The following is a 16,835-nucleotide window of genomic DNA, read 5'->3' on the forward strand; positions in this document are numbered from 1 at the left end:
TCGCCTGCATGCGGATACTACTGATCAGACTAAATGCCATGCTGCGTGACGGCACCGAATGGCGGTGACGAATGGCAGGGTTAAGACAGTTGCTCCCACATTGGGATTTGTGTTTGGCCAATGGCTTTGTTGTTGTCCCGGTTTCTCGCCACACCTTCACTTGTCCCCTCGCCCCCACCCGTGTAGAAAGCCTGTCCACAAATCGTGCACAAGGACTTTCCATGACAGCTCTGCCATGGCTCTATCTCGGGCTTCTCAGCCTTGGTTACGGATTGGCGCTGAGTTTCGGCCAGCTCGGCTGGCTGGCGCTGATCTCCATTGCACTGCTGGTTTTCGCCGGTTACGCCGTGCGCCAGCAAACCGTGCCGGTCGGGCGTTATCTCGGCCATGGCCTGTTTATCGTGTTGGCTCTGGCGCTGGCCCTGCACTGGCTGCCGGGCTTCTACAACGGCCGGGCCATCGAGCCGCAGCGCTTCACCGACAACGCCGTGCCGTTCTCGATGTACCTGAATCTCGACAAACCACTGATTGGCTTCTGGCTGCTACTGGTCTGCCCATGGATCGTCGCGCGACGCTCATTGCGCCTGACGGTGTACGCCACCGCGCTGGCACTGACGCTGAGCGTAATCCTCGCATTGGGCGGCGCGGTGTTGCTGGGCATGATCACCTGGGCGCCGAAATGGCCGGATCAGGCGTGGCTGTGGGTGCTGAACAATCTGCTGCTGGTGACGCTGGTCGAAGAAGCGCTGTTTCGCGGCTATATCCAGGGCGGCCTGAGCCGGCGTTTCAAACACCTGCCCTACGGCGAAAACCTCGCGCTGCTGCTCGCGTCCCTGCTGTTCGGCCTGGTGCATGTGGGCGCCGGCTGGCAATGGGTGTTGCTGGCGAGCCTGGCGGGTGTCGGCTATGGTCTGGCCTACCGTTTTGGCGGGCTCGGTGCGGCGATCGCCACGCACTTTGGCCTGAACCTGCTGCACTTCGGCCTGTTCACCTATCCGATGCTCGCGGGTTGAAGCAAGGTCGGTTTTGCGACGCCGTACTTATAAATGAAAAAAAATTTCAATAAATGGCCGACCCCGCCGACAACCTTTCAAAGCCTTGCGGATTGAAAAACCATGCGTAACAACCAGCCCATTACACAACGCGAACGGACTTTCCCGGCTCAGCAACGGTTGATTTCCACAACCGACGCCAAGGGCGTGATCACCTACTGCAACGACGCTTTCGTCGAAATCAGCGGGTTTTCGCGTGAGGAACTGATCCGTGCGCCGCACAACCTGGTTCGTCACCCCGACGTCCCGGCTGCGGTGTTTTCGCACATGTGGGGCACACTGAAACAAGGCTTGCCATGGATGGGCATTGTCAAGAATCGCTGCAAGACCGGTGATCATTACTGGGTGAACGCCTATGTAACGCCGGTGTTCGATGGCAGTCAGGTGGTCGGTTACGAGTCGGTGCGGGTCAAACCCACCGCCGAACAGATCCGCCGTGCCGAAGCGCTCTACCAACGCATCAACCAGGGCAAGTCGGCGATCCCTCAAACTGACAAATGGCTGCCGGTGCTGCAGGACTGGCTGCCGTTCATTCTGGTCAGCCAGCTGAGCTTCATGATCGGCGCCACCCTGAACTCGCAGTGGGGCTTCGCCCTCGCCGCCGGTCTGTCGGTGCCGCTGGGCCTGCTGGGCCTGCAATGGCAACAACGCGGGCTCAAACGCCTGCTGCGTCTGGCCGAGCAGACCACGTCCGACCCGCTGATCGCGCAGATGTACACCGACAGTCGCGGCCCTCAGGCCCGTCTGGAGATGTCGATCCTCAGCCAGGAAGCCCGCCTGAAAACCTGCCTGACCCGTCTGCAGGACACCGCCGAGCACCTGACCGATCAGGCCAAACAGTCCGACGCCCTGGCGCACAACAGCTCCAGCGGTCTGGAACGTCAGCGCGTGGAAACCGAACAGGTCGCTACCGCCGTCAACCAGATGGCCGCCACCACGCAAGAAGTGGCGAGCCACGTACAACGCACCGCCGACGCCACCCAAGAAGCCAACCGCCTGACCGGTCGCGGCCGCGACATCGCCGGCGAAACCCGCGAAGCCATTCAGCGCCTGTCTGTCGTGGTCGGTGAAACCGGTCTGACCGTCACGCAACTGGCCAAGGACAGCGACGAAATCGGTGGCGTGGTCGACGTGATCAAAGGCATCGCCGACCAGACCAACCTGCTCGCGCTCAACGCTGCGATTGAAGCAGCGCGTGCCGGCGAGATGGGCCGTGGTTTTGCCGTGGTGGCCGACGAAGTCCGCCAACTGGCACAACGCACCAGCGAATCCACCGGCCAGATCCACGCCCTGATCGCCAAGCTGCAACAGACTGCCTCCAGCGCCGTACAAACCATGGAAGCCGGCCACCGCCAGGCCGAAGAAGGTGTTGCGCGCGTACTGGAAGCAGACCAGGCCCTGGTGGGCATCAGCGAAGCGGTGGCCAACATCACCGACATGACCACCCAGATCGCCGCCGCGACCGAAGAGCAAAGTGCCGTGGCTGAAGAAATCAGCCGCAACATCAGCAACATCTCGGAACTGGCGGACCAGACCTCGGAACAGGCGCATAACTCGGCGCTGCTGAGTGAAGAGCTGACCAAGACTGCCAACACGCAGTATTCGTTGGTGGAGCGGTTTAACCGCTGATTGTTCTGGCAATAAAAAAACCCCGGACAGCGAAAGCTTCCGGGTTTTTTATTGCCTGTTTGAAATGGACGTAGCCAGCACCGCCCTCTTCGTGGGCAAGCCCACTCCCACAGGGTTTCGCATTGGCCACGAAATCTCGCAACACCACCATCCTTGTGGGAGCGGGCTTGCCCGCGAAGAGGCCCGGCCTGCTGACGAAAATCTCATTCAAAAAACGCGGACAGTGCCTACAACTGAATCAGACCCAACTGACTGGCACGCAATGAAGCCCGGCTCTACTTTGTCGTCCGAACCTATTCACACGAGCTAACCAGCATGAATACATCCCCTACGCAGAATCCGATGGTCACGACCGACAAACCTGTAAGAAAGGAAGTCCGGGCTGAACTGACATTCCTTGATGTGCGGCGAGCGGCACGTGATGGGCAAAAAGCATTCGATAAATTTGTGATCACTGGCAGGCTGTGACCTTTTGATATCGATAAAAAAACCGGAAGCCAAACACTTCCGGTTTTTTGTGCCGTTTACTCCTTCGGCACGAGGTTATCCAGCGCCTGATTCACCGCCAACTCGCCCAACATCACCACTTGCGCAATGCCCAACAGGGTCTTGCGGTTCGGCCCTTCCAGCAGGCCGGCAAAGTCACCGAGCATGACCGTGGCTGACGCGAGGGATTCGCAGGCGTTGGCCAGCAAGGACTCCGTGTCGGTTTGCGGGTTGACCATGAACATGTCGTTTGGAGTGTAAGGCGTGGCCATGATCTGGGCTGCGGGTGTCAGGTAGTAGTCGAGAGCGCGTTCGGCGGCGTCGTGGAGTTTTCTTGAATCGGGAAATTCGTACGGGGACACCGGGTCTTCTATCGGTGGAATGACGGTCTTGGACATCAGCTGGAACTCCGGAAAAGAGTCGCTTGAGGATTTGTGTAGACGGCTGCCAGGCAGTGAGGGGACAAGCCCCTCACCGAGGCGGCAACTACCGCGAGACGTGATGGTTATCCAGCACACGATTGACCAGCAGCTCACTCAGCATGATGACCTGCTGCAGAATCTGCATCGCCTTGCGCTGCGAGGGATCGACGGTGTCGCCGAGATCCCGGGCCATGTCACTGGCCGATGACAGCGTTTCGCACGCTTCGACCAGCAGCGTTTCGTCATCCATTGTTGGATTGACCAGATAGATCTTTCCGGGTTTGCGCGATGGCTTGGACGTCTTCTGTGCGCCAGGATCGAGGTAATGATTGATCGCCCGCTCGGTTGCCGTTTTTATGTTTTCGGCTTCGAGTGCGGCGTCGTAGGGGATTGAATCGGTTTCTGGCGGGTTTGGTGTGGCTTTGAACATAGACGTAACTCCAGTTTCGAATGTTTAGGAGCCATCACCCTCGCTACCAAACGAAGGGTGGTGGCCATACGCGGGTTGGTAGACCGGTCGAAACGGGAAACCCGGCGCTCACAAAGGAGCCCCGCGCATGCCCACCATAAAAAACTGAGCCCCAAACAAGGGACTGCATATGGTGACGCCATACGACGGTTTCGAAGCGGGCTACCAAACCCGATCACTGTTTTTCAGTGACAGGGAAACGATATAGCCCTTTCCGAACCGCGTAAGCCGGCGGATTCTGGCGTACGCGTAGGCAACGACGCAAGGTGTTGTAGCCCTTATGGCGTAACGGTTCGTGTACTTTAAACGTGCTTGCAGAATTACGTTTATGCGCCAAAAAGCCGGATGTTTGACTGTTCCTTTGCTGTGCTCTGGCAGACCGCTTTCGCGAGCAAGCCCGCTCCCACAGGGATTGCATGCAGTCTGTAAAAACTGGTCGGCTGTCAGGCCGCCATCGCCAGCAGGCTGGCTCCCACAGAAAACGAAAGCAGCTCGCATCCGCTTCTCACCACTCAACACGATGAGCGTTAGCTCGAGTACCGCTTTTGATCTTGATCCACGGGCGACGTCGGAAGGCTGAGTGGAGGGATTCGTCCGGGGGTGGGAGCGCAGCGACCGTTTGGCGAAGCCAAACACATCGAGAGGAGGTGCAGCGAAGCAAACCGTAGGCGATGCCCCCCGGATGAATCCCGGAACGAAGGAACCCCGAGCTTTAGCGAGCGGGCCGGACGTAGGAGCAAGCCTTTTTTTGCTTACTTTTTTGAGGTGTTTGTCAAAAAAGTGAGTCGCCGTAAGGGCGAAACCCTAGGTGGGCTTGACCGCAGAAACGGATATGCACACAGATCGAAAAGTGTGTCGCGTTCAAGATCTACCCCCTCACCCCAGCCCTCTCCCCCAGGGGGCAAGGGGGAAAGGGAGCCGATCTTCATGCGGTTCAAAAATCTCGATCAGTGCTTGAGAAACGCAGCCACTTTCTGCGCGGCGGCAGCCAAATGCTGCTCATGCGTAAACCCGGAAACCTTGAGCGGCTTCAAATCATGATCCCCCGCAGCCAGCCAAAACACCTCAATACTCGGCGATAGATCGTAAGCCTCGACAGCGCCCCGATTGCCAAGCGCATCCCGCTCCCCCTGAACAATCAACGTCCGAGTCTTCAACCCAGCCAGATGTTCGACCCGAGGCTTCTCCGGTTTCCCCACCGCATAAAACGGATAACCCAGACAAACCAACGCATCAGCGCCAAGCTCATCGGCAAGCAGACTGGCCATCCGCCCCCCCATCGACTTCCCGCCAACCGCCAAAACCCCAGCGACATGAAGTCGCACCAAGCCATAAGCCTCACGCCAACATTCGAGCAACTTCGGCGCCGGATTCGGCGGACGTTTGCTGCCATCAACCCGCCGCTGCGCCATATAAGGAAACTCAAACCGCAGCACGTTGATACCAAGCCCAGCAAGGCGCCCAGCCACATCCGTCATCCACTCACTGTCCATCGGCGCCCCCGCCCCATGCGCCAGGATGAGCGTCGCCGAAGCCTCACCAACAGCGGCATCCCAAAGCCACCCGTGATCCTGCAGGCACTGCGCCCATTGATCCCCGTCAATACTGGCCTTGTGCTGTTTGTCCATGCTTGCCTCGCTTTTAGTCTGCCTATAACTCCAGGCGAAGGATTCGCGGCGTTTTCTGCGCGCGCTCACTTCGGCTGAACCGTGGATGGGGAACCATGAACACTTCTATCAGTACCGCCTACAACTACAAGGTGGTCCGCCAATTCGCCATTATGACGGTGGTGTGGGGCATCGTCGGCATGGGGCTCGGGGTTTTTCTCGCGGCTCAATTGGTCTGGCCCGAACTCAACTTCAACCTGCCGTGGACCAGCTTCGGACGCCTGCGCCCGCTGCACACCAACGCGGTGATCTTCGCGTTCGGCGGCTGTGCCTTGTTCGCCAGTTCGTTCTACTCGGTGCAGCGCACCTGCCAGACCCAACTGTTTGCGCCGAAAATTGCCGCCTTCTGCTTCTGGGGCTGGCAGCTGGTGATTCTATTGGCAGCCATCAGCCTGCCGCTGGGTTACACCAGTTCCAAGGAATACGCCGAGCTGGAATGGCCGATCGACATCCTGATCACCATCGTCTGGGTCGCCTACGCGATCGTGTTCTTCGGCACGATCATGCAGCGCAAGACCAAGCACATTTATGTGGGCAACTGGTTCTTCGGCGGGTTCATCATCACCGTGGCGATTCTGCACATCGTCAACAACCTTGAATTGCCGGTGAGCTTCACCAAGTCCTACTCGGTGTACGCCGGTGCAACCGACGCGATGGTGCAATGGTGGTACGGCCACAACGCCGTAGGCTTTTTCCTCACCGCCGGTTTCCTCGGGATGATGTACTACTTCGTGCCGAAACAGGCCGAACGTCCGGTGTATTCGTATCGCCTGTCGATCGTGCACTTCTGGGCGCTGATCACCCTGTACATCTGGGCCGGCCCGCACCACTTGCACTACACCGCGCTGCCGGACTGGGCGCAGTCGCTGGGCATGGTGATGTCGCTGGTACTGCTGGCGCCGAGCTGGGGCGGCATGATCAACGGCATGATGACCCTCTCGGGCGCCTGGCATAAGTTGCGCAGCGACCCGATCCTGCGCTTCCTCGTGGTGTCGCTGGCGTTTTACGGCATGTCGACCTTCGAAGGTCCGATGATGGCGATCAAGACAGTGAACGCCCTCTCCCACTACACCGACTGGACCATCGGCCACGTACACGCCGGCGCCCTCGGCTGGGTGGCGATGATTTCCATCGGCGCGCTGTACCACATGATCCCGAAAATCTTCGGCAAAGAGCAGATGCACAGCATCGGCCTGATCAACGCGCACTTCTGGCTCGCGACCATCGGCACCGTGCTCTACATCGCTTCGATGTGGGTCAACGGCATCGCCCAGGGCCTGATGTGGCGTGCGGTGAACGAGGACGGCACGCTGACCTACTCCTTCGTCGAAACCCTGGTGGCCAGCCACCCAGGCTTCGTCGTGCGGCTGATTGGCGGGGCGATCTTCCTCAGCGGCATGTTCCTGATGGCTTACAACACCTGGCGCACCGTGCGGGCCTCGCAGCCTGCTGACGTCGTTGCTGCCGCGCAGATGGCCTGAGGAGTCCGCCATGAAACACGAAACGATTGAAAAGAACGTCGGCCTGCTGATGCTGCTGATGGTGTTTGCCGTGAGCATCGGCGGCCTGACCCAGATCGTCCCGCTGTTCTTCCAGGACGTGACCAACAAACCGGTGGAAGGCATGAAGCCCTACACCGCGCTGCAATTGGAAGGCCGCGACATCTACATCCGCGAAGGCTGCGTCGGCTGCCACTCGCAGATGATCCGTCCGTTCCGCGCCGAAACCGAACGCTACGGGCACTACTCGGTGGCCGGCGAAAGCGTGTGGGATCACCCGTTCCTGTGGGGCTCGAAACGTACCGGTCCGGACCTGGCCCGGGTTGGCGCGCGCTACTCGGATGACTGGCACCGTGCGCACTTGTACAACCCGCGCAACGTTGTACCGGAATCGAAAATGCCGGCCTACCCATGGCTGGTCACCCAACCGGTCGACAGCAGCCACACCGAAACCAAGCTCAAGGTCATGCGCACCCTCGGCGTGCCGTACACCGACGACGACATCAGCGGCGCGGTGGCCAGCCTCAAGGGCAAGACCGAAATGGACGCCCTCGTCTCCTACCTGCAAGTGCTTGGCACTGCGATCAAGAGCAAGAGGTGAGCCATGGTCTTTGAAATGAGCGCGGGGCTGATACGCGGCCTCGGCACGGTCGTGGTGTTCGTGGCCTTCGTCGGCCTGACCCTGTGGGTATTCAACCGCAAGCGCACGCCGGAATTCGCCGAAGCGCGCCTGCTGCCGTTTGCCGACGAGCCGCAACCCGACCCAACCCAAGCATCTGAAACAAGGAGTACCCGGCCATGACCACCTTCTGGAGTACGTGGATCTGCGTACTGACCATCGGCAGCCTGATCGGCCTGACCTGGCTGCTGGTCGGCACCCGTCGGGGCGAAACCAAGGGCAGCGTCGACCAGACCATGGGCCACAGCTTCGACGGCATCGAGGAGTACGACAACCCGCTGCCGCAGTGGTGGTTCATGCTGTTCGCCGGCACGCTGGTGTTTTCCGTGGGTTATCTGATCCTTTACCCGGGTCTGGGCAACTGGAAAGGCATCCTGCCCGGCTACGAAGACGGCTGGACCGGCGTCCACGAGTGGGAAAAGGAAATGAGCAAGGCTGACGCCAAGTTCGGGCCGATCTTCGCCAAGTTCGCCGCGATGCCGGTGGAAGAAGTGGCGAAGGATCCGCAGGCGCTGAAAATGGGCGGCCGCCTGTTCGCCTCCAACTGCTCGGTGTGCCACGGCTCGGACGCCAAGGGCGCGTTCGGTTTCCCTAACCTCGCCGACAAGGACTGGCGTTGGGGCGGCAACGCCGACACCATCAAGACCACCATCATGGGTGGCCGGATGGCAGCGATGCCGGCGTGGGGCGACGCACTGGGCGAGGCCGGGGTGAAAAACGTGGCGGCGTATGTGCGTCACGAACTGGCCGGCCTGCCACTGGCGGCGGACAACAAGGCCGACCTGCAAGCCGGGCAGCAAGCGTTCAACACCATGTGCGTGGCTTGTCACGGGGCAAACGGCCAGGGCACCGAAGCCATGGGCGCGCCGAACCTGACGCACCCGGCCGGTTTCATCTACGGCACCAGCCTGACCCAGCTCGAGCAAACCATTCGCCATGGCCGTCAAGGCCACATGCCCGCTCAGAACGAGCTGCTGGGCAACGATAAAGTGCAATTGCTGGCCGCTTATGTGTACAGCCTGAGCAACGGATTGAATACAGAAAAACTGATTACTGAGGACAATAAAAAGTAATCATTGCGCACAAGACTGCCGCACGTTTCCAGTGCGGCAGTTTCCAGCCCCTTTGCGACGCATTGTCGCACCCCTTCACCCCCTCTCCTTTCGGTTACCCGGATTCGGGTCTACGCTTGCTCGATGCGGACTGGCCCGTGCCGGTTCCAGGTCGACCCCGAGCGAGGCGTTGAACGAATCGGCTGACTGACATGGCCGCAAAGGCCGGTAGATACCGGCTGTCGTGCCAATTACCGTCCGTCACCCGAACCGAGCGTTCGAACACACCCCGTTACATCCGACCGGGACCCCTCGCTTTTTTCGTCCGCTGCGACATTTTGCCCGAGGGCAATTTTGTCCTTACGCGGCGCATGGAAAGGCCGCAGAATCAGCGTTGGAAAGCATTGACCCAGGTCATGGCGCGTTGCATTGACCCCCTGCTTTCTACATACTTGCGGCCGATTTTAATCCTAATAAAACACCCAAACCGTGGAACCTTAGAATGAGCACAGCAATCAGTCCGACTGCTTATAACTATAAGGTAGTCCGCCAGTTCGCCATCATGACGGTGGTCTGGGGGATCCTTGGCATGGGGCTCGGTGTCTTCATCGCCTCGCAACTGGTCTGGCCGGAGTTGAATTTCGGTCTGCCGTGGACGAGCTTTGGACGCCTGCGCCCGTTGCACACAAACCTGGTGATTTTCGCCTTCGGTGGTTGTGCACTGTTTGCCACTTCCTACTATGTCGTGCAGCGAACCTGCCAGACGCGACTGATTTCCGACAGCCTCGCGGCCTTCACCTTCTGGGGATGGCAAGCGGTGATCGTCGGCGCGATCATTACCTTGCCGCTGGGTTACACCACCACCAAGGAATACGCGGAACTGGAATGGCCCCTCGCCATTCTGCTGGCCATTGTCTGGGTCACCTACGGTCTGGTGTTCTTCGGCACCATCACCAAGCGCAAGACCAAGCACATCTATGTCGGTAACTGGTTCTACGGTGCGTTCATCGTGGTGACCGCGATGCTGCACATCGTCAACCACATGTCGCTGCCGGTCAGCCTGTTCAAGTCCTACTCGGCTTACTCGGGCGCCACCGACGCGATGATCCAGTGGTGGTACGGCCACAACGCCGTGGGCTTCTTCCTGACCACCGGCTTCCTGGGGATGATGTACTACTTCGTGCCGAAACAGGCCGAACGTCCGATCTACTCGTATCGTCTGTCGATCGTGCACTTCTGGGCGCTGATCACCCTGTACATCTGGGCCGGTCCGCACCACCTGCACTACACCGCACTGCCTGACTGGGCACAATCGCTGGGCATGGCGATGTCGATCATTCTGCTGGCACCGAGCTGGGGCGGCATGATCAACGGCATGATGACCCTGTCGGGCGCCTGGCATAAGCTGCGCACCGACCCGATCCTGCGCTTCCTCGTGGTATCGCTGGCGTTCTACGGCATGTCGACCTTCGAAGGTCCGATGATGGCGATCAAGACCGTCAACTCGCTCTCGCACTACACCGACTGGACCATCGGCCACGTACACGCCGGCGCACTCGGCTGGGTAGCGATGATCTCGATCGGCGCGATCTACCACATGATCCCGAAACTGTTCGGCCGTGCGCAGATGCACAGCACCGGCCTGATCAACGCGCACTTCTGGCTCGCGACCATCGGTACCGTTCTGTACATCGCTTCGATGTGGGTCAACGGCATCACCCAGGGCCTGATGTGGCGTGCAATCAACGATGACGGCACCCTCACCTACTCGTTCGTCGAAGCGCTGCAGGCCAGCCACCCTGGTTTCATCGTCCGCGCCCTGGGCGGTGCGTTCTTCGCCAGCGGCATGCTGCTGATGGCTTACAACGTATGGCGCACCGTTCGCGCCTCGAACCCGGCTGAAGCCGAAGCCGCCGCCAAGATTGCCGTAGTTGGAGCTCACTGATGAAGCATGAAGCCGTCGAGAAGAACATTGGCCTGCTGGCTTTCTTCATGGTCATCGCCGTCAGCGTCGGTGGTCTGACCCAAATCGTTCCGCTGTTTTTCCAGGACGTCACCAACAAGCCGGTCGAAGGCATGAAGCCGCGCACCGCCCTTGAACTGGAAGGCCGCGACGTTTACATCGCCAACGGATGTGTCGGCTGCCACTCGCAGATGATCCGTCCGTTCCGTGCCGAAACCGAACGCTATGGCCACTACTCGGTCGCCGGTGAAAGCGTCTGGGATCACCCGTTCCTGTGGGGTTCCAAGCGTACCGGTCCGGACCTGGCCCGCGTCGGCGGTCGTTACTCCGATGACTGGCAGCGTGCGCACTTGTACAACCCGCGCAACGTCGTCCCCGAGTCGAAAATGCCGGCCTACCCGTTCCTCGTAGAAAACAAGCTCGATGGCAAAGACACGGCCAAGAAAATGGAAGTGTTGCGCACGCTCGGCGTCCCTTACACCGACGAAGACATCGCCGGTGCAAGAGATGCCGTGAAGGGCAAAACCGAAATGGACGCGCTGGTGGCCTATCTGCAAGGCCTGGGCACCATCATCAAAAGCAAACGGTGATCTAGATGGATATCGGGATGATTCGAGGCCTGGGCACCGTTGTCGTGATGGTTGCCTTCATCGGCCTGGCGTTGTGGGTGTTCAGCCCCAAGCGCAAGTCGGAGTTTGAAGACGCGACCTTGCTGCCCTTCGCGGATGATCCCGAAGCCATCAAGCACGTCGAGCAAGCTTCTAGGAGTAACAAAGAATGACTACACTCTGGAGTCTGTACGTCACAGTCCTCAGTCTCGGTACGATCTTTTCCCTGACCTGGCTGTTGTTGTCGACCCGCAAGGGCCAGCGCACCGAACAGACCGACGAGACGGTCGGCCACTCCTTCGACGGGATCGAGGAGTACGACAACCCGCTGCCGAAATGGTGGTTCATGCTGTTCGTGGGCACCATCGTGTTCGCTCTGGGTTATCTGGTGCTGTACCCGGGCCTGGGCAACTGGAAAGGCCTGCTGCCGGGCTACAACTACCTCGATACCGAGAAGCAGACCGCGTTCGCCAACGGCCAGACCGGCTGGACCGGCGTTCACGAGTGGGAAAAGGAAATGGCTCGCTCGGACGCCAAGTTCGGTCCGATCTTCGCCAAGTTCGCCGCCATGCCGATCGAAGAAGTCGCGAAGGATCCGCAAGCCCTGAAGATGGGTGGCCGTCTGTTCGCCTCCAACTGCTCGGTCTGCCACGGTTCCGACGCCAAGGGCGCTTATGGTTTCCCTAACCTGACCGACGCCGACTGGCGCTGGGGCGGCGAGCCGGAAACCATCAAGACCACCATCATGGGCGGTCGTCACGCCGTGATGCCGGCCTGGGCTGAAGTGATCGGCGAGCAAGGCGTGGCCGACGTGGCCGCGTTCGTGGTGAGCAATCTGGATGGCCGCAAGCTGCCGGAAGGCACCAAGGCTGATCCGGCCAACGGCCAGAAACTGTTCGCCGCCAACTGCGTGGCGTGCCACGGCCCGGCGGGCAAAGGTACGCCAGCGATGGGCGCACCTGACCTGACCCACCCGGCCGCGTTCATCTACGGTTCGAGCTTCGCCCAACTGCAGCAGACCATCCGTTACGGCCGTCAGGGCCAGATGCCTGCCCAGGAACAACTGCAAGGCAACGACAAGGTTCACCTGCTGGCGGCGTACGTTTACAGCCTGTCCCACGGTGAAAAACCAGCGGAAGCCGAGGCCCAGTAAGGCCAACGCTTGAAGCAAAAAAACGGCCCCGCCAATGAGAATTGGCGGGGCCGTTTTGTTTCTGCCCTTTGAATGGCCGACCAGCGGTCAGGCTCGTCAGGCCTTCCCGGTTGTGGGTCGCCGGACGCAGTAGTAACGTTGCTACATATCTTTTTCAGGAGAGGTCGCAATGATGGCCATCACCACCATTTCCAGCCGCGAATTCAATCAGGACACAAGCAGTGCCAAAAAAGCCGCGCGCAATGGGCCGGTGATCATCACGGATCGTGGCAAGCCCGCCCACGTACTGCTAAGCATTGAGGAGTACGAAAAACTCACCGGCCTCAACGCGAGCATCGTCGATCTGCTGGTCATGCCTGAAGCGGCAGACATCGAGTTCGAAACCGAGCGTGCCGTGATCACTCACCGCCCTGTGGACCTGTCCTGAATGTATTTGCTAGACACCAATGTAATTTCCGAATTGCGCAAACCCCAGGCCGACAAGAACGTTGTCGCCTGGGCCAGAACGATCATTGCCCCTCGCATGTTTATCTCGGCCATTACCTTGAAGGAACTGGAGACCGGCGTCCTACGCATGGAGCGCCGAGACCCGGCTCAGGGAAAGGTTCTGCGCACCTGGCTCAAGCGCCACGTGATGCCGGCCTTCGATGCGCGAATCCTGCCGGTCGATGCCGCTGTCGCCCTGCGCTGCGCGCGCATTCATGTGCCGGATCAGGCGAATGAAAGCGATGCCCTGATCGCGGCAACGGCGCTGGTTCATGGGTTGACAGTGGTCACTCGCAACACCGGTGACTTTGCATCCAGCGGCGTTGACGTCATCAATCCATGGGACTGAGGCATTCGCCTTACCGAATAAAAGCCATGCCCGAAAATGAAACGGCCCCGCCAATGAGAATTGGCGGGGCCGTTGCTTATGGGCGACTGGCCCAGAGGGATTTCACCAGAACCGTGTGCACGAAATGCGGCTTTTGCCAATCATTGTTCTCGATCAGGTTGACATGCAGTAGCTTGCGATCATCCGAAAAGCTAGCTGTCAGGTACGTCTGCTGGGACGTTGCGCCGCTGAGAAACATCGGCACCTTGCCCATCCAGCGCCTGCCACCACCTTGCGTATGGTAATGACCGGCAAAGATGGCGGTGACCTCATACTTCTCGATCATGTCCAGAAAGCGCTGTTGCTGTTGCCAGTCTCCCTGCCAGTCATCCCACTTGTGCATGTTGATGATGATGGCGTAACCCGATACCCGCGCAAGCCTTAAATCCGTTTCAAGCCAGTCCAGAGCGCTGGTGATATTGAAAGTTGTCGGATTCAACGCATGAGCAATCTTCGTGGTGTAGGTGGGCTCATTATTGAGTTGTACCAAATGAACGTCTCCGACATTTTTCGAGTACGCGAGACTGCCCGAATAACGAATATCCAGAAAAGCCCCAGTGACCTCGAGGTCAAAGTTATCCACCTTCCCCTTATGATGTTCGTTGAACTCGACAATGCTACCCGCCGCACAACTATTACTGAAACAGTCATCCACATTATTTTCGTAATCATGATTACCCAAGCCGTACAGGTAATCACCCTTGAAGTATTTTTCCAGGGCCGATTTCATATAGGACCGCTGCCAGCCATGGCCAAAAGCAGTAATGTCACCGTTGATCATCAACGGGATTGCCGCCTGCCCTCCATGGGCGTTTCGAAACGCAGCGATACTGCCCAACTGGCTGTCCACCAGCCACTTGGCACGTTTTTCGAAGTCCGCATCGGATTCCGGCTCTCTACTGTCGGTCTTGTCAGTCCAGGGATATTGCGTGTCGGACGCGAACACCATATGCCGTGGAGCGCCCTCAACGGCATGAGCCAAAGTAACAGAAGAGAATAAACAGACACCCAGCAGAAATTTTACAATTCCATTAAAAGCCATAGCCTCGAAACTCCATTTAACTTGAATAATAACTAGCGACCGAATATCGCCAGACGCAAACATATTCGATCAAATAGAGCTTTTCAAAGCAGACTACACAGGCAATTAAATAAACTTATTTCAAACACAACAACAGAAACCAGAATTTCTTTACTTCAACGAGACCTGTCTAATCTTGACGACTGGAAACCGAACAAGAAAGAACCGGTTTTCGGCCACGCAGATCAATCTGTGGGACTAAAAGAACCACATCGCAGCTTCACATCTCGCAACTGAAATTCGATGGGCACATTGGCTGGCAAGCGATAACGTCCTGCTGCAGCCGATGTGCTGACTACCCCACGACTCATCTTGCAAGGAAGCTAAACGATGAAAGAGCAACATCAGAATCAGGATACTGATCAGCCGACTCAAACGGGTGAACAGACGCCACAAAATGATGCGGCCAACGGCGACAGCCTGAGTCGGCAAAAACGCTCCCTAGTGAGCGAAGCCACTGCCGACAGAAAGCGCAGTACCGGCGGGATCGATAGCCTCGGTGGCGGCCGGTTACCTTGACCGACTGATGAAAGCGGCGGCAATGCCTGCACTTCCACAGCATCGCCGTCGCGCTGTCAGCAGCACCTATCGTCTATAGTCAATTGATCTGCATCATGCTTTGTTACATTCGCTACACCATTCATGATTTTTCCCCAACGCGACCAAAGGTCGCACCCGTTCGTCGGCATGACAGGCGTATCATTGCGCCACCGCAACACCCCTTTTTGACCCCGGCCGGCACGTATCGACCGAGGCATTTTTCCACTGCCGTGGGATGCAATGATGAGCAACCAGATTCCGGTACACGACGTCACGCCACCCAGCAAGAACGCGAACAACAGCGTCGACCTTTACGCCTCTCGAGAAAAAATCTACACCCGTGCTTTCACCGGCCTGTTCCGCAATCTGCGGATGATGGGCGGCGCGGCGCTGTTCCTGCTGTATTTCGGAACGGTGTGGTTGAACTGGGGCGGCCATCAGGCCGTGTGGTGGAACCTGCCGGAGCGCAAGTTCTTCATTTTCGGCGCCACGTTCTGGCCGCAGGACTTCATTCTGCTTTCCGGGCTGCTGATCATTGCGGCGTTCGGCCTGTTCTTCATCACCGTGTATGCCGGCCGGGTCTGGTGCGGGTACACCTGCCCGCAAAGCGTGTGGACGTGGATTTTCATGTGGTGCGAGAAGGTCACCGAAGGCGACCGCAACCAGCGCATCAAGCTCGACAAGGCGCCGATGAGCGCCAACAAATTCCTGCGCAAATTCGCCAAGCACGCGCTGTGGCTGCTGATCGGTTTCGTCACCGGCATGACCTTCGTCGGCTACTTCTCGCCGATCCGCGAACTGGTGTTCGAGTTCTTCACCGGGCAGGCCGATGGCTGGTCATATTTCTGGGTCGGTTTCTTCACCCTCGCCACCTACGGCAACGCCGGCTGGCTGCGTGAGCAGGTGTGCATCTACATGTGTCCGTATGCGCGCTTCCAGAGCGTGATGTTCGACAAGGACACGCTGATCGTTTCCTACGACCCGCGTCGCGGTGAAAGCCGTGGCCCGCGCAAGAAAGGCGTCGACTACAAGGCTCAGGGCCTGGGCGACTGCATCGATTGCACCATGTGCGTTCAGGTCTGCCCGACCGGCATCGACATCCGCGACGGCCTGCAGATCGAGTGCATCGGCTGCGCCGCGTGCATCGACGCCTGCGACAGCATCATGGACAAGATGGATTACCCGCGCGGGCTGATCAGCTACACCACCGAACACAACTTGTCCGGGCAGAAAACCCATAAACTGCGGCCACGTCTGATCGGTTACGCCGTGGTGCTGCTGGCGATGATCAGCCTGTTGGTGACGGCATTCTTCATGCGTTCACTGGTAGGTTTCGACGTCAGCAAGGACCGCGTGCTGTACCGCGAAAACGCCGAAGGCCGGATCGAAAACGTCTACAGCCTGAAGATCATGAACAAGGATCAGCGCGACCACACCTACGTGCTGGAAGCCGCCGGTTTGCCGGATCTGCGCCTGCAAGGCAAGCGCGAGATCAAGGTGCCGGCCGGGGAAATCTTCAGCATGCCGGTCGAACTGTCGAGCGCGCCTGAACAATTGCCATCGAGCACCAACGAGGTGAAATTCATCCTCAGGGATGCCGATGACGACAGCGTCCACGTAGAAGCCAAGAGCCGGTTCATCGGCCCACAAAATCGTTGAGA

The 16,835-nt window shown here is 58.8% G+C and carries 18 protein-coding genes; 14 read left to right on the forward strand and 4 right to left on the reverse strand.

The window, feature by feature from the left end; all coding sequences use genetic code 11:
- Positions 1-221 precede the first annotated feature (221 nt).
- Together CAF90_RS26395 and CAF90_RS26400 are read left to right on the forward strand one after the other, a co-directional pair.
- A complete protein-coding gene (locus tag CAF90_RS26395; RefSeq protein ID WP_085609004.1) occupies positions 222-1,013 on the forward strand; it encodes a CPBP family intramembrane glutamic endopeptidase in 792 nt (263 codons plus the stop codon).
- Between the two features lie 102 nt (positions 1,014-1,115).
- Positions 1,116-2,681 carry a PAS domain-containing methyl-accepting chemotaxis protein gene (locus CAF90_RS26400; RefSeq protein WP_085609005.1) on the forward strand — a complete coding sequence of 522 codons (1,566 nt, stop codon included), beginning with the start codon at positions 1,116-1,118 and terminating at the stop codon, positions 2,679-2,681.
- A 524-nt stretch (positions 2,682-3,205) separates the two neighbouring features.
- Here the strand turns inward: CAF90_RS26400 and CAF90_RS26405 are convergent.
- From CAF90_RS26405 to CAF90_RS26415, 3 genes are all read right to left on the reverse strand, one after another.
- Positions 3,206-3,565, reverse strand: coding sequence for a DUF6124 family protein (locus CAF90_RS26405; protein ID WP_085609006.1), 360 nt, complete (start codon positions 3,563-3,565; stop codon positions 3,206-3,208).
- A gap of 88 nt (positions 3,566-3,653) precedes the next feature.
- Positions 3,654-4,019, reverse strand: coding sequence for a DUF6124 family protein (locus tag CAF90_RS26410; RefSeq protein ID WP_085609007.1), 366 nt, complete (start codon positions 4,017-4,019; stop codon positions 3,654-3,656).
- A 986-nt stretch (positions 4,020-5,005) separates the two neighbouring features.
- A complete protein-coding gene (locus CAF90_RS26415) occupies positions 5,006-5,686 on the reverse strand; it encodes an alpha/beta family hydrolase (RefSeq protein WP_085609008.1) in 681 nt (226 codons plus the stop codon).
- Positions 5,687-5,781: 95 nt separating this feature from the next.
- On the opposite strand from CAF90_RS26415, the gene ccoN (CAF90_RS26420) reads away from it, so the two are divergent.
- From ccoN (CAF90_RS26420) to CAF90_RS26465, 10 genes are all read left to right on the forward strand, one after another.
- Positions 5,782-7,206 (forward strand): cytochrome-c oxidase, cbb3-type subunit I, encoded by a 1,425-nt coding sequence (ccoN, locus tag CAF90_RS26420; RefSeq protein WP_085609009.1) that lies wholly within the window; start codon positions 5,782-5,784, stop codon positions 7,204-7,206.
- A gap of 10 nt (positions 7,207-7,216) precedes the next feature.
- Complete coding sequence (gene ccoO, locus CAF90_RS26425; protein ID WP_007960355.1) at positions 7,217-7,825, forward strand: cytochrome-c oxidase, cbb3-type subunit II; 609 nt, start codon at positions 7,217-7,219, stop codon at positions 7,823-7,825.
- A gap of 3 nt (positions 7,826-7,828) precedes the next feature.
- Positions 7,829-8,026 (forward strand): CcoQ/FixQ family Cbb3-type cytochrome c oxidase assembly chaperone, encoded by a 198-nt coding sequence (locus CAF90_RS26430; protein WP_085609010.1) that lies wholly within the window; start codon positions 7,829-7,831, stop codon positions 8,024-8,026.
- On the forward strand, positions 8,023-8,976 hold the full coding sequence (gene ccoP / locus CAF90_RS26435) for a cytochrome-c oxidase, cbb3-type subunit III (RefSeq protein WP_085609011.1): 954 nt from the start codon (positions 8,023-8,025) through the stop codon (positions 8,974-8,976). The genes CAF90_RS26430 and ccoP (CAF90_RS26435) overlap by 4 nt, the downstream gene beginning before the upstream one ends.
- 481 nt (positions 8,977-9,457) lie before the next feature.
- Positions 9,458-10,900: a cytochrome-c oxidase, cbb3-type subunit I gene (gene ccoN, locus CAF90_RS26440; protein ID WP_007960352.1), complete on the forward strand. Its 1,443-nt coding sequence runs from the start codon at positions 9,458-9,460 to the stop codon at positions 10,898-10,900.
- Positions 10,900-11,508 (forward strand): cytochrome-c oxidase, cbb3-type subunit II, encoded by a 609-nt coding sequence (gene ccoO, locus CAF90_RS26445; RefSeq protein ID WP_011333287.1) that lies wholly within the window; start codon positions 10,900-10,902, stop codon positions 11,506-11,508. Before ccoN (CAF90_RS26440) ends, ccoO (CAF90_RS26445) begins: the two co-directional genes overlap by 1 nt.
- Before the next feature lie 5 nt (positions 11,509-11,513).
- Positions 11,514-11,699, forward strand: coding sequence for a CcoQ/FixQ family Cbb3-type cytochrome c oxidase assembly chaperone (locus tag CAF90_RS26450; protein ID WP_003175465.1), 186 nt, complete (start codon positions 11,514-11,516; stop codon positions 11,697-11,699).
- A complete protein-coding gene (gene ccoP, locus CAF90_RS26455) occupies positions 11,696-12,679 on the forward strand; it encodes a cytochrome-c oxidase, cbb3-type subunit III (RefSeq protein WP_085609012.1) in 984 nt (327 codons plus the stop codon). The genes CAF90_RS26450 and ccoP (CAF90_RS26455) overlap by 4 nt, the downstream gene beginning before the upstream one ends.
- 172 nt (positions 12,680-12,851) lie before the next feature.
- On the forward strand, positions 12,852-13,106 hold the full coding sequence (locus CAF90_RS26460) for a type II toxin-antitoxin system Phd/YefM family antitoxin (protein ID WP_039770179.1): 255 nt from the start codon (positions 12,852-12,854) through the stop codon (positions 13,104-13,106).
- The gene (locus CAF90_RS26465) at positions 13,107-13,514 is read left to right on the forward strand and encodes a type II toxin-antitoxin system VapC family toxin (protein WP_085609013.1); all 408 of its coding nucleotides are present in this window, start codon (positions 13,107-13,109) and stop codon (positions 13,512-13,514) included. It abuts the gene before it with no gap.
- Positions 13,515-13,590: 76 nt separating this feature from the next.
- Here CAF90_RS26465 and CAF90_RS26470 read toward each other — a convergent pair whose 3' ends face one another.
- Positions 13,591-14,595: a metallophosphoesterase gene (locus tag CAF90_RS26470; RefSeq protein WP_085609014.1), complete on the reverse strand. Its 1,005-nt coding sequence runs from the start codon at positions 14,593-14,595 to the stop codon at positions 13,591-13,593.
- A gap of 369 nt (positions 14,596-14,964) precedes the next feature.
- On the opposite strand from CAF90_RS26470, the gene CAF90_RS26475 reads away from it, so the two are divergent.
- Together CAF90_RS26475 and ccoG are read left to right on the forward strand one after the other, a co-directional pair.
- A complete protein-coding gene (locus CAF90_RS26475; RefSeq protein ID WP_085609015.1) occupies positions 14,965-15,153 on the forward strand; it encodes a hypothetical protein in 189 nt (62 codons plus the stop codon).
- Positions 15,154-15,417: 264 nt separating this feature from the next.
- Positions 15,418-16,833: a cytochrome c oxidase accessory protein CcoG gene (ccoG, locus tag CAF90_RS26480; RefSeq protein ID WP_085609016.1), complete on the forward strand. Its 1,416-nt coding sequence runs from the start codon at positions 15,418-15,420 to the stop codon at positions 16,831-16,833.
- The last annotated feature ends 2 nt before the right edge of the window (positions 16,834-16,835 follow it).

The sequence above is a fragment of the Pseudomonas sp. B37(2017) genome (assembly GCF_002112885.1).
Taxonomy (GTDB): Bacteria; Pseudomonadota; Gammaproteobacteria; order Pseudomonadales; family Pseudomonadaceae; genus Aquipseudomonas; species Aquipseudomonas paraglycinae.

Bases quoted from the DNA above. Each gene is read 5' to 3' on its own strand.
- CAF90_RS26395 (WP_085609004.1), top strand. From the start codon at position 222: ATGACAGCTCTGCCATGGCTCTATCTCGGGCTTCTCAGCCTTGGTTAC.
- CAF90_RS26400 (WP_085609005.1), top strand. From the start codon at position 1,116: ATGCGTAACAACCAGCCCATTACACAACGCGAACGGACTTTCCCGGCT.
- CAF90_RS26405 (WP_085609006.1), bottom strand. From the start codon at position 3,565: ATGTCCAAGACCGTCATTCCACCGATAGAAGACCCGGTGTCCCCGTAC.
- CAF90_RS26410 (WP_085609007.1), bottom strand. From the start codon at position 4,019: ATGTTCAAAGCCACACCAAACCCGCCAGAAACCGATTCAATCCCCTAC.
- CAF90_RS26415 (WP_085609008.1), bottom strand. From the start codon at position 5,686: ATGGACAAACAGCACAAGGCCAGTATTGACGGGGATCAATGGGCGCAG.
- ccoN (WP_085609009.1), top strand. From the start codon at position 5,782: ATGAACACTTCTATCAGTACCGCCTACAACTACAAGGTGGTCCGCCAA.
- ccoO (WP_007960355.1), top strand. From the start codon at position 7,217: ATGAAACACGAAACGATTGAAAAGAACGTCGGCCTGCTGATGCTGCTG.
- CAF90_RS26430 (WP_085609010.1), top strand. From the start codon at position 7,829: ATGGTCTTTGAAATGAGCGCGGGGCTGATACGCGGCCTCGGCACGGTC.
- ccoP (WP_085609011.1), top strand. From the start codon at position 8,023: ATGACCACCTTCTGGAGTACGTGGATCTGCGTACTGACCATCGGCAGC.
- ccoN (WP_007960352.1), top strand. From the start codon at position 9,458: ATGAGCACAGCAATCAGTCCGACTGCTTATAACTATAAGGTAGTCCGC.
- ccoO (WP_011333287.1), top strand. From the start codon at position 10,900: ATGAAGCATGAAGCCGTCGAGAAGAACATTGGCCTGCTGGCTTTCTTC.
- CAF90_RS26450 (WP_003175465.1), top strand. From the start codon at position 11,514: ATGGATATCGGGATGATTCGAGGCCTGGGCACCGTTGTCGTGATGGTT.
- ccoP (WP_085609012.1), top strand. From the start codon at position 11,696: ATGACTACACTCTGGAGTCTGTACGTCACAGTCCTCAGTCTCGGTACG.
- CAF90_RS26460 (WP_039770179.1), top strand. From the start codon at position 12,852: ATGGCCATCACCACCATTTCCAGCCGCGAATTCAATCAGGACACAAGC.
- CAF90_RS26465 (WP_085609013.1), top strand. From the start codon at position 13,107: ATGTATTTGCTAGACACCAATGTAATTTCCGAATTGCGCAAACCCCAG.
- CAF90_RS26470 (WP_085609014.1), bottom strand. From the start codon at position 14,595: ATGGCTTTTAATGGAATTGTAAAATTTCTGCTGGGTGTCTGTTTATTC.
- CAF90_RS26475 (WP_085609015.1), top strand. From the start codon at position 14,965: ATGAAAGAGCAACATCAGAATCAGGATACTGATCAGCCGACTCAAACG.
- ccoG (WP_085609016.1), top strand. From the start codon at position 15,418: ATGAGCAACCAGATTCCGGTACACGACGTCACGCCACCCAGCAAGAAC.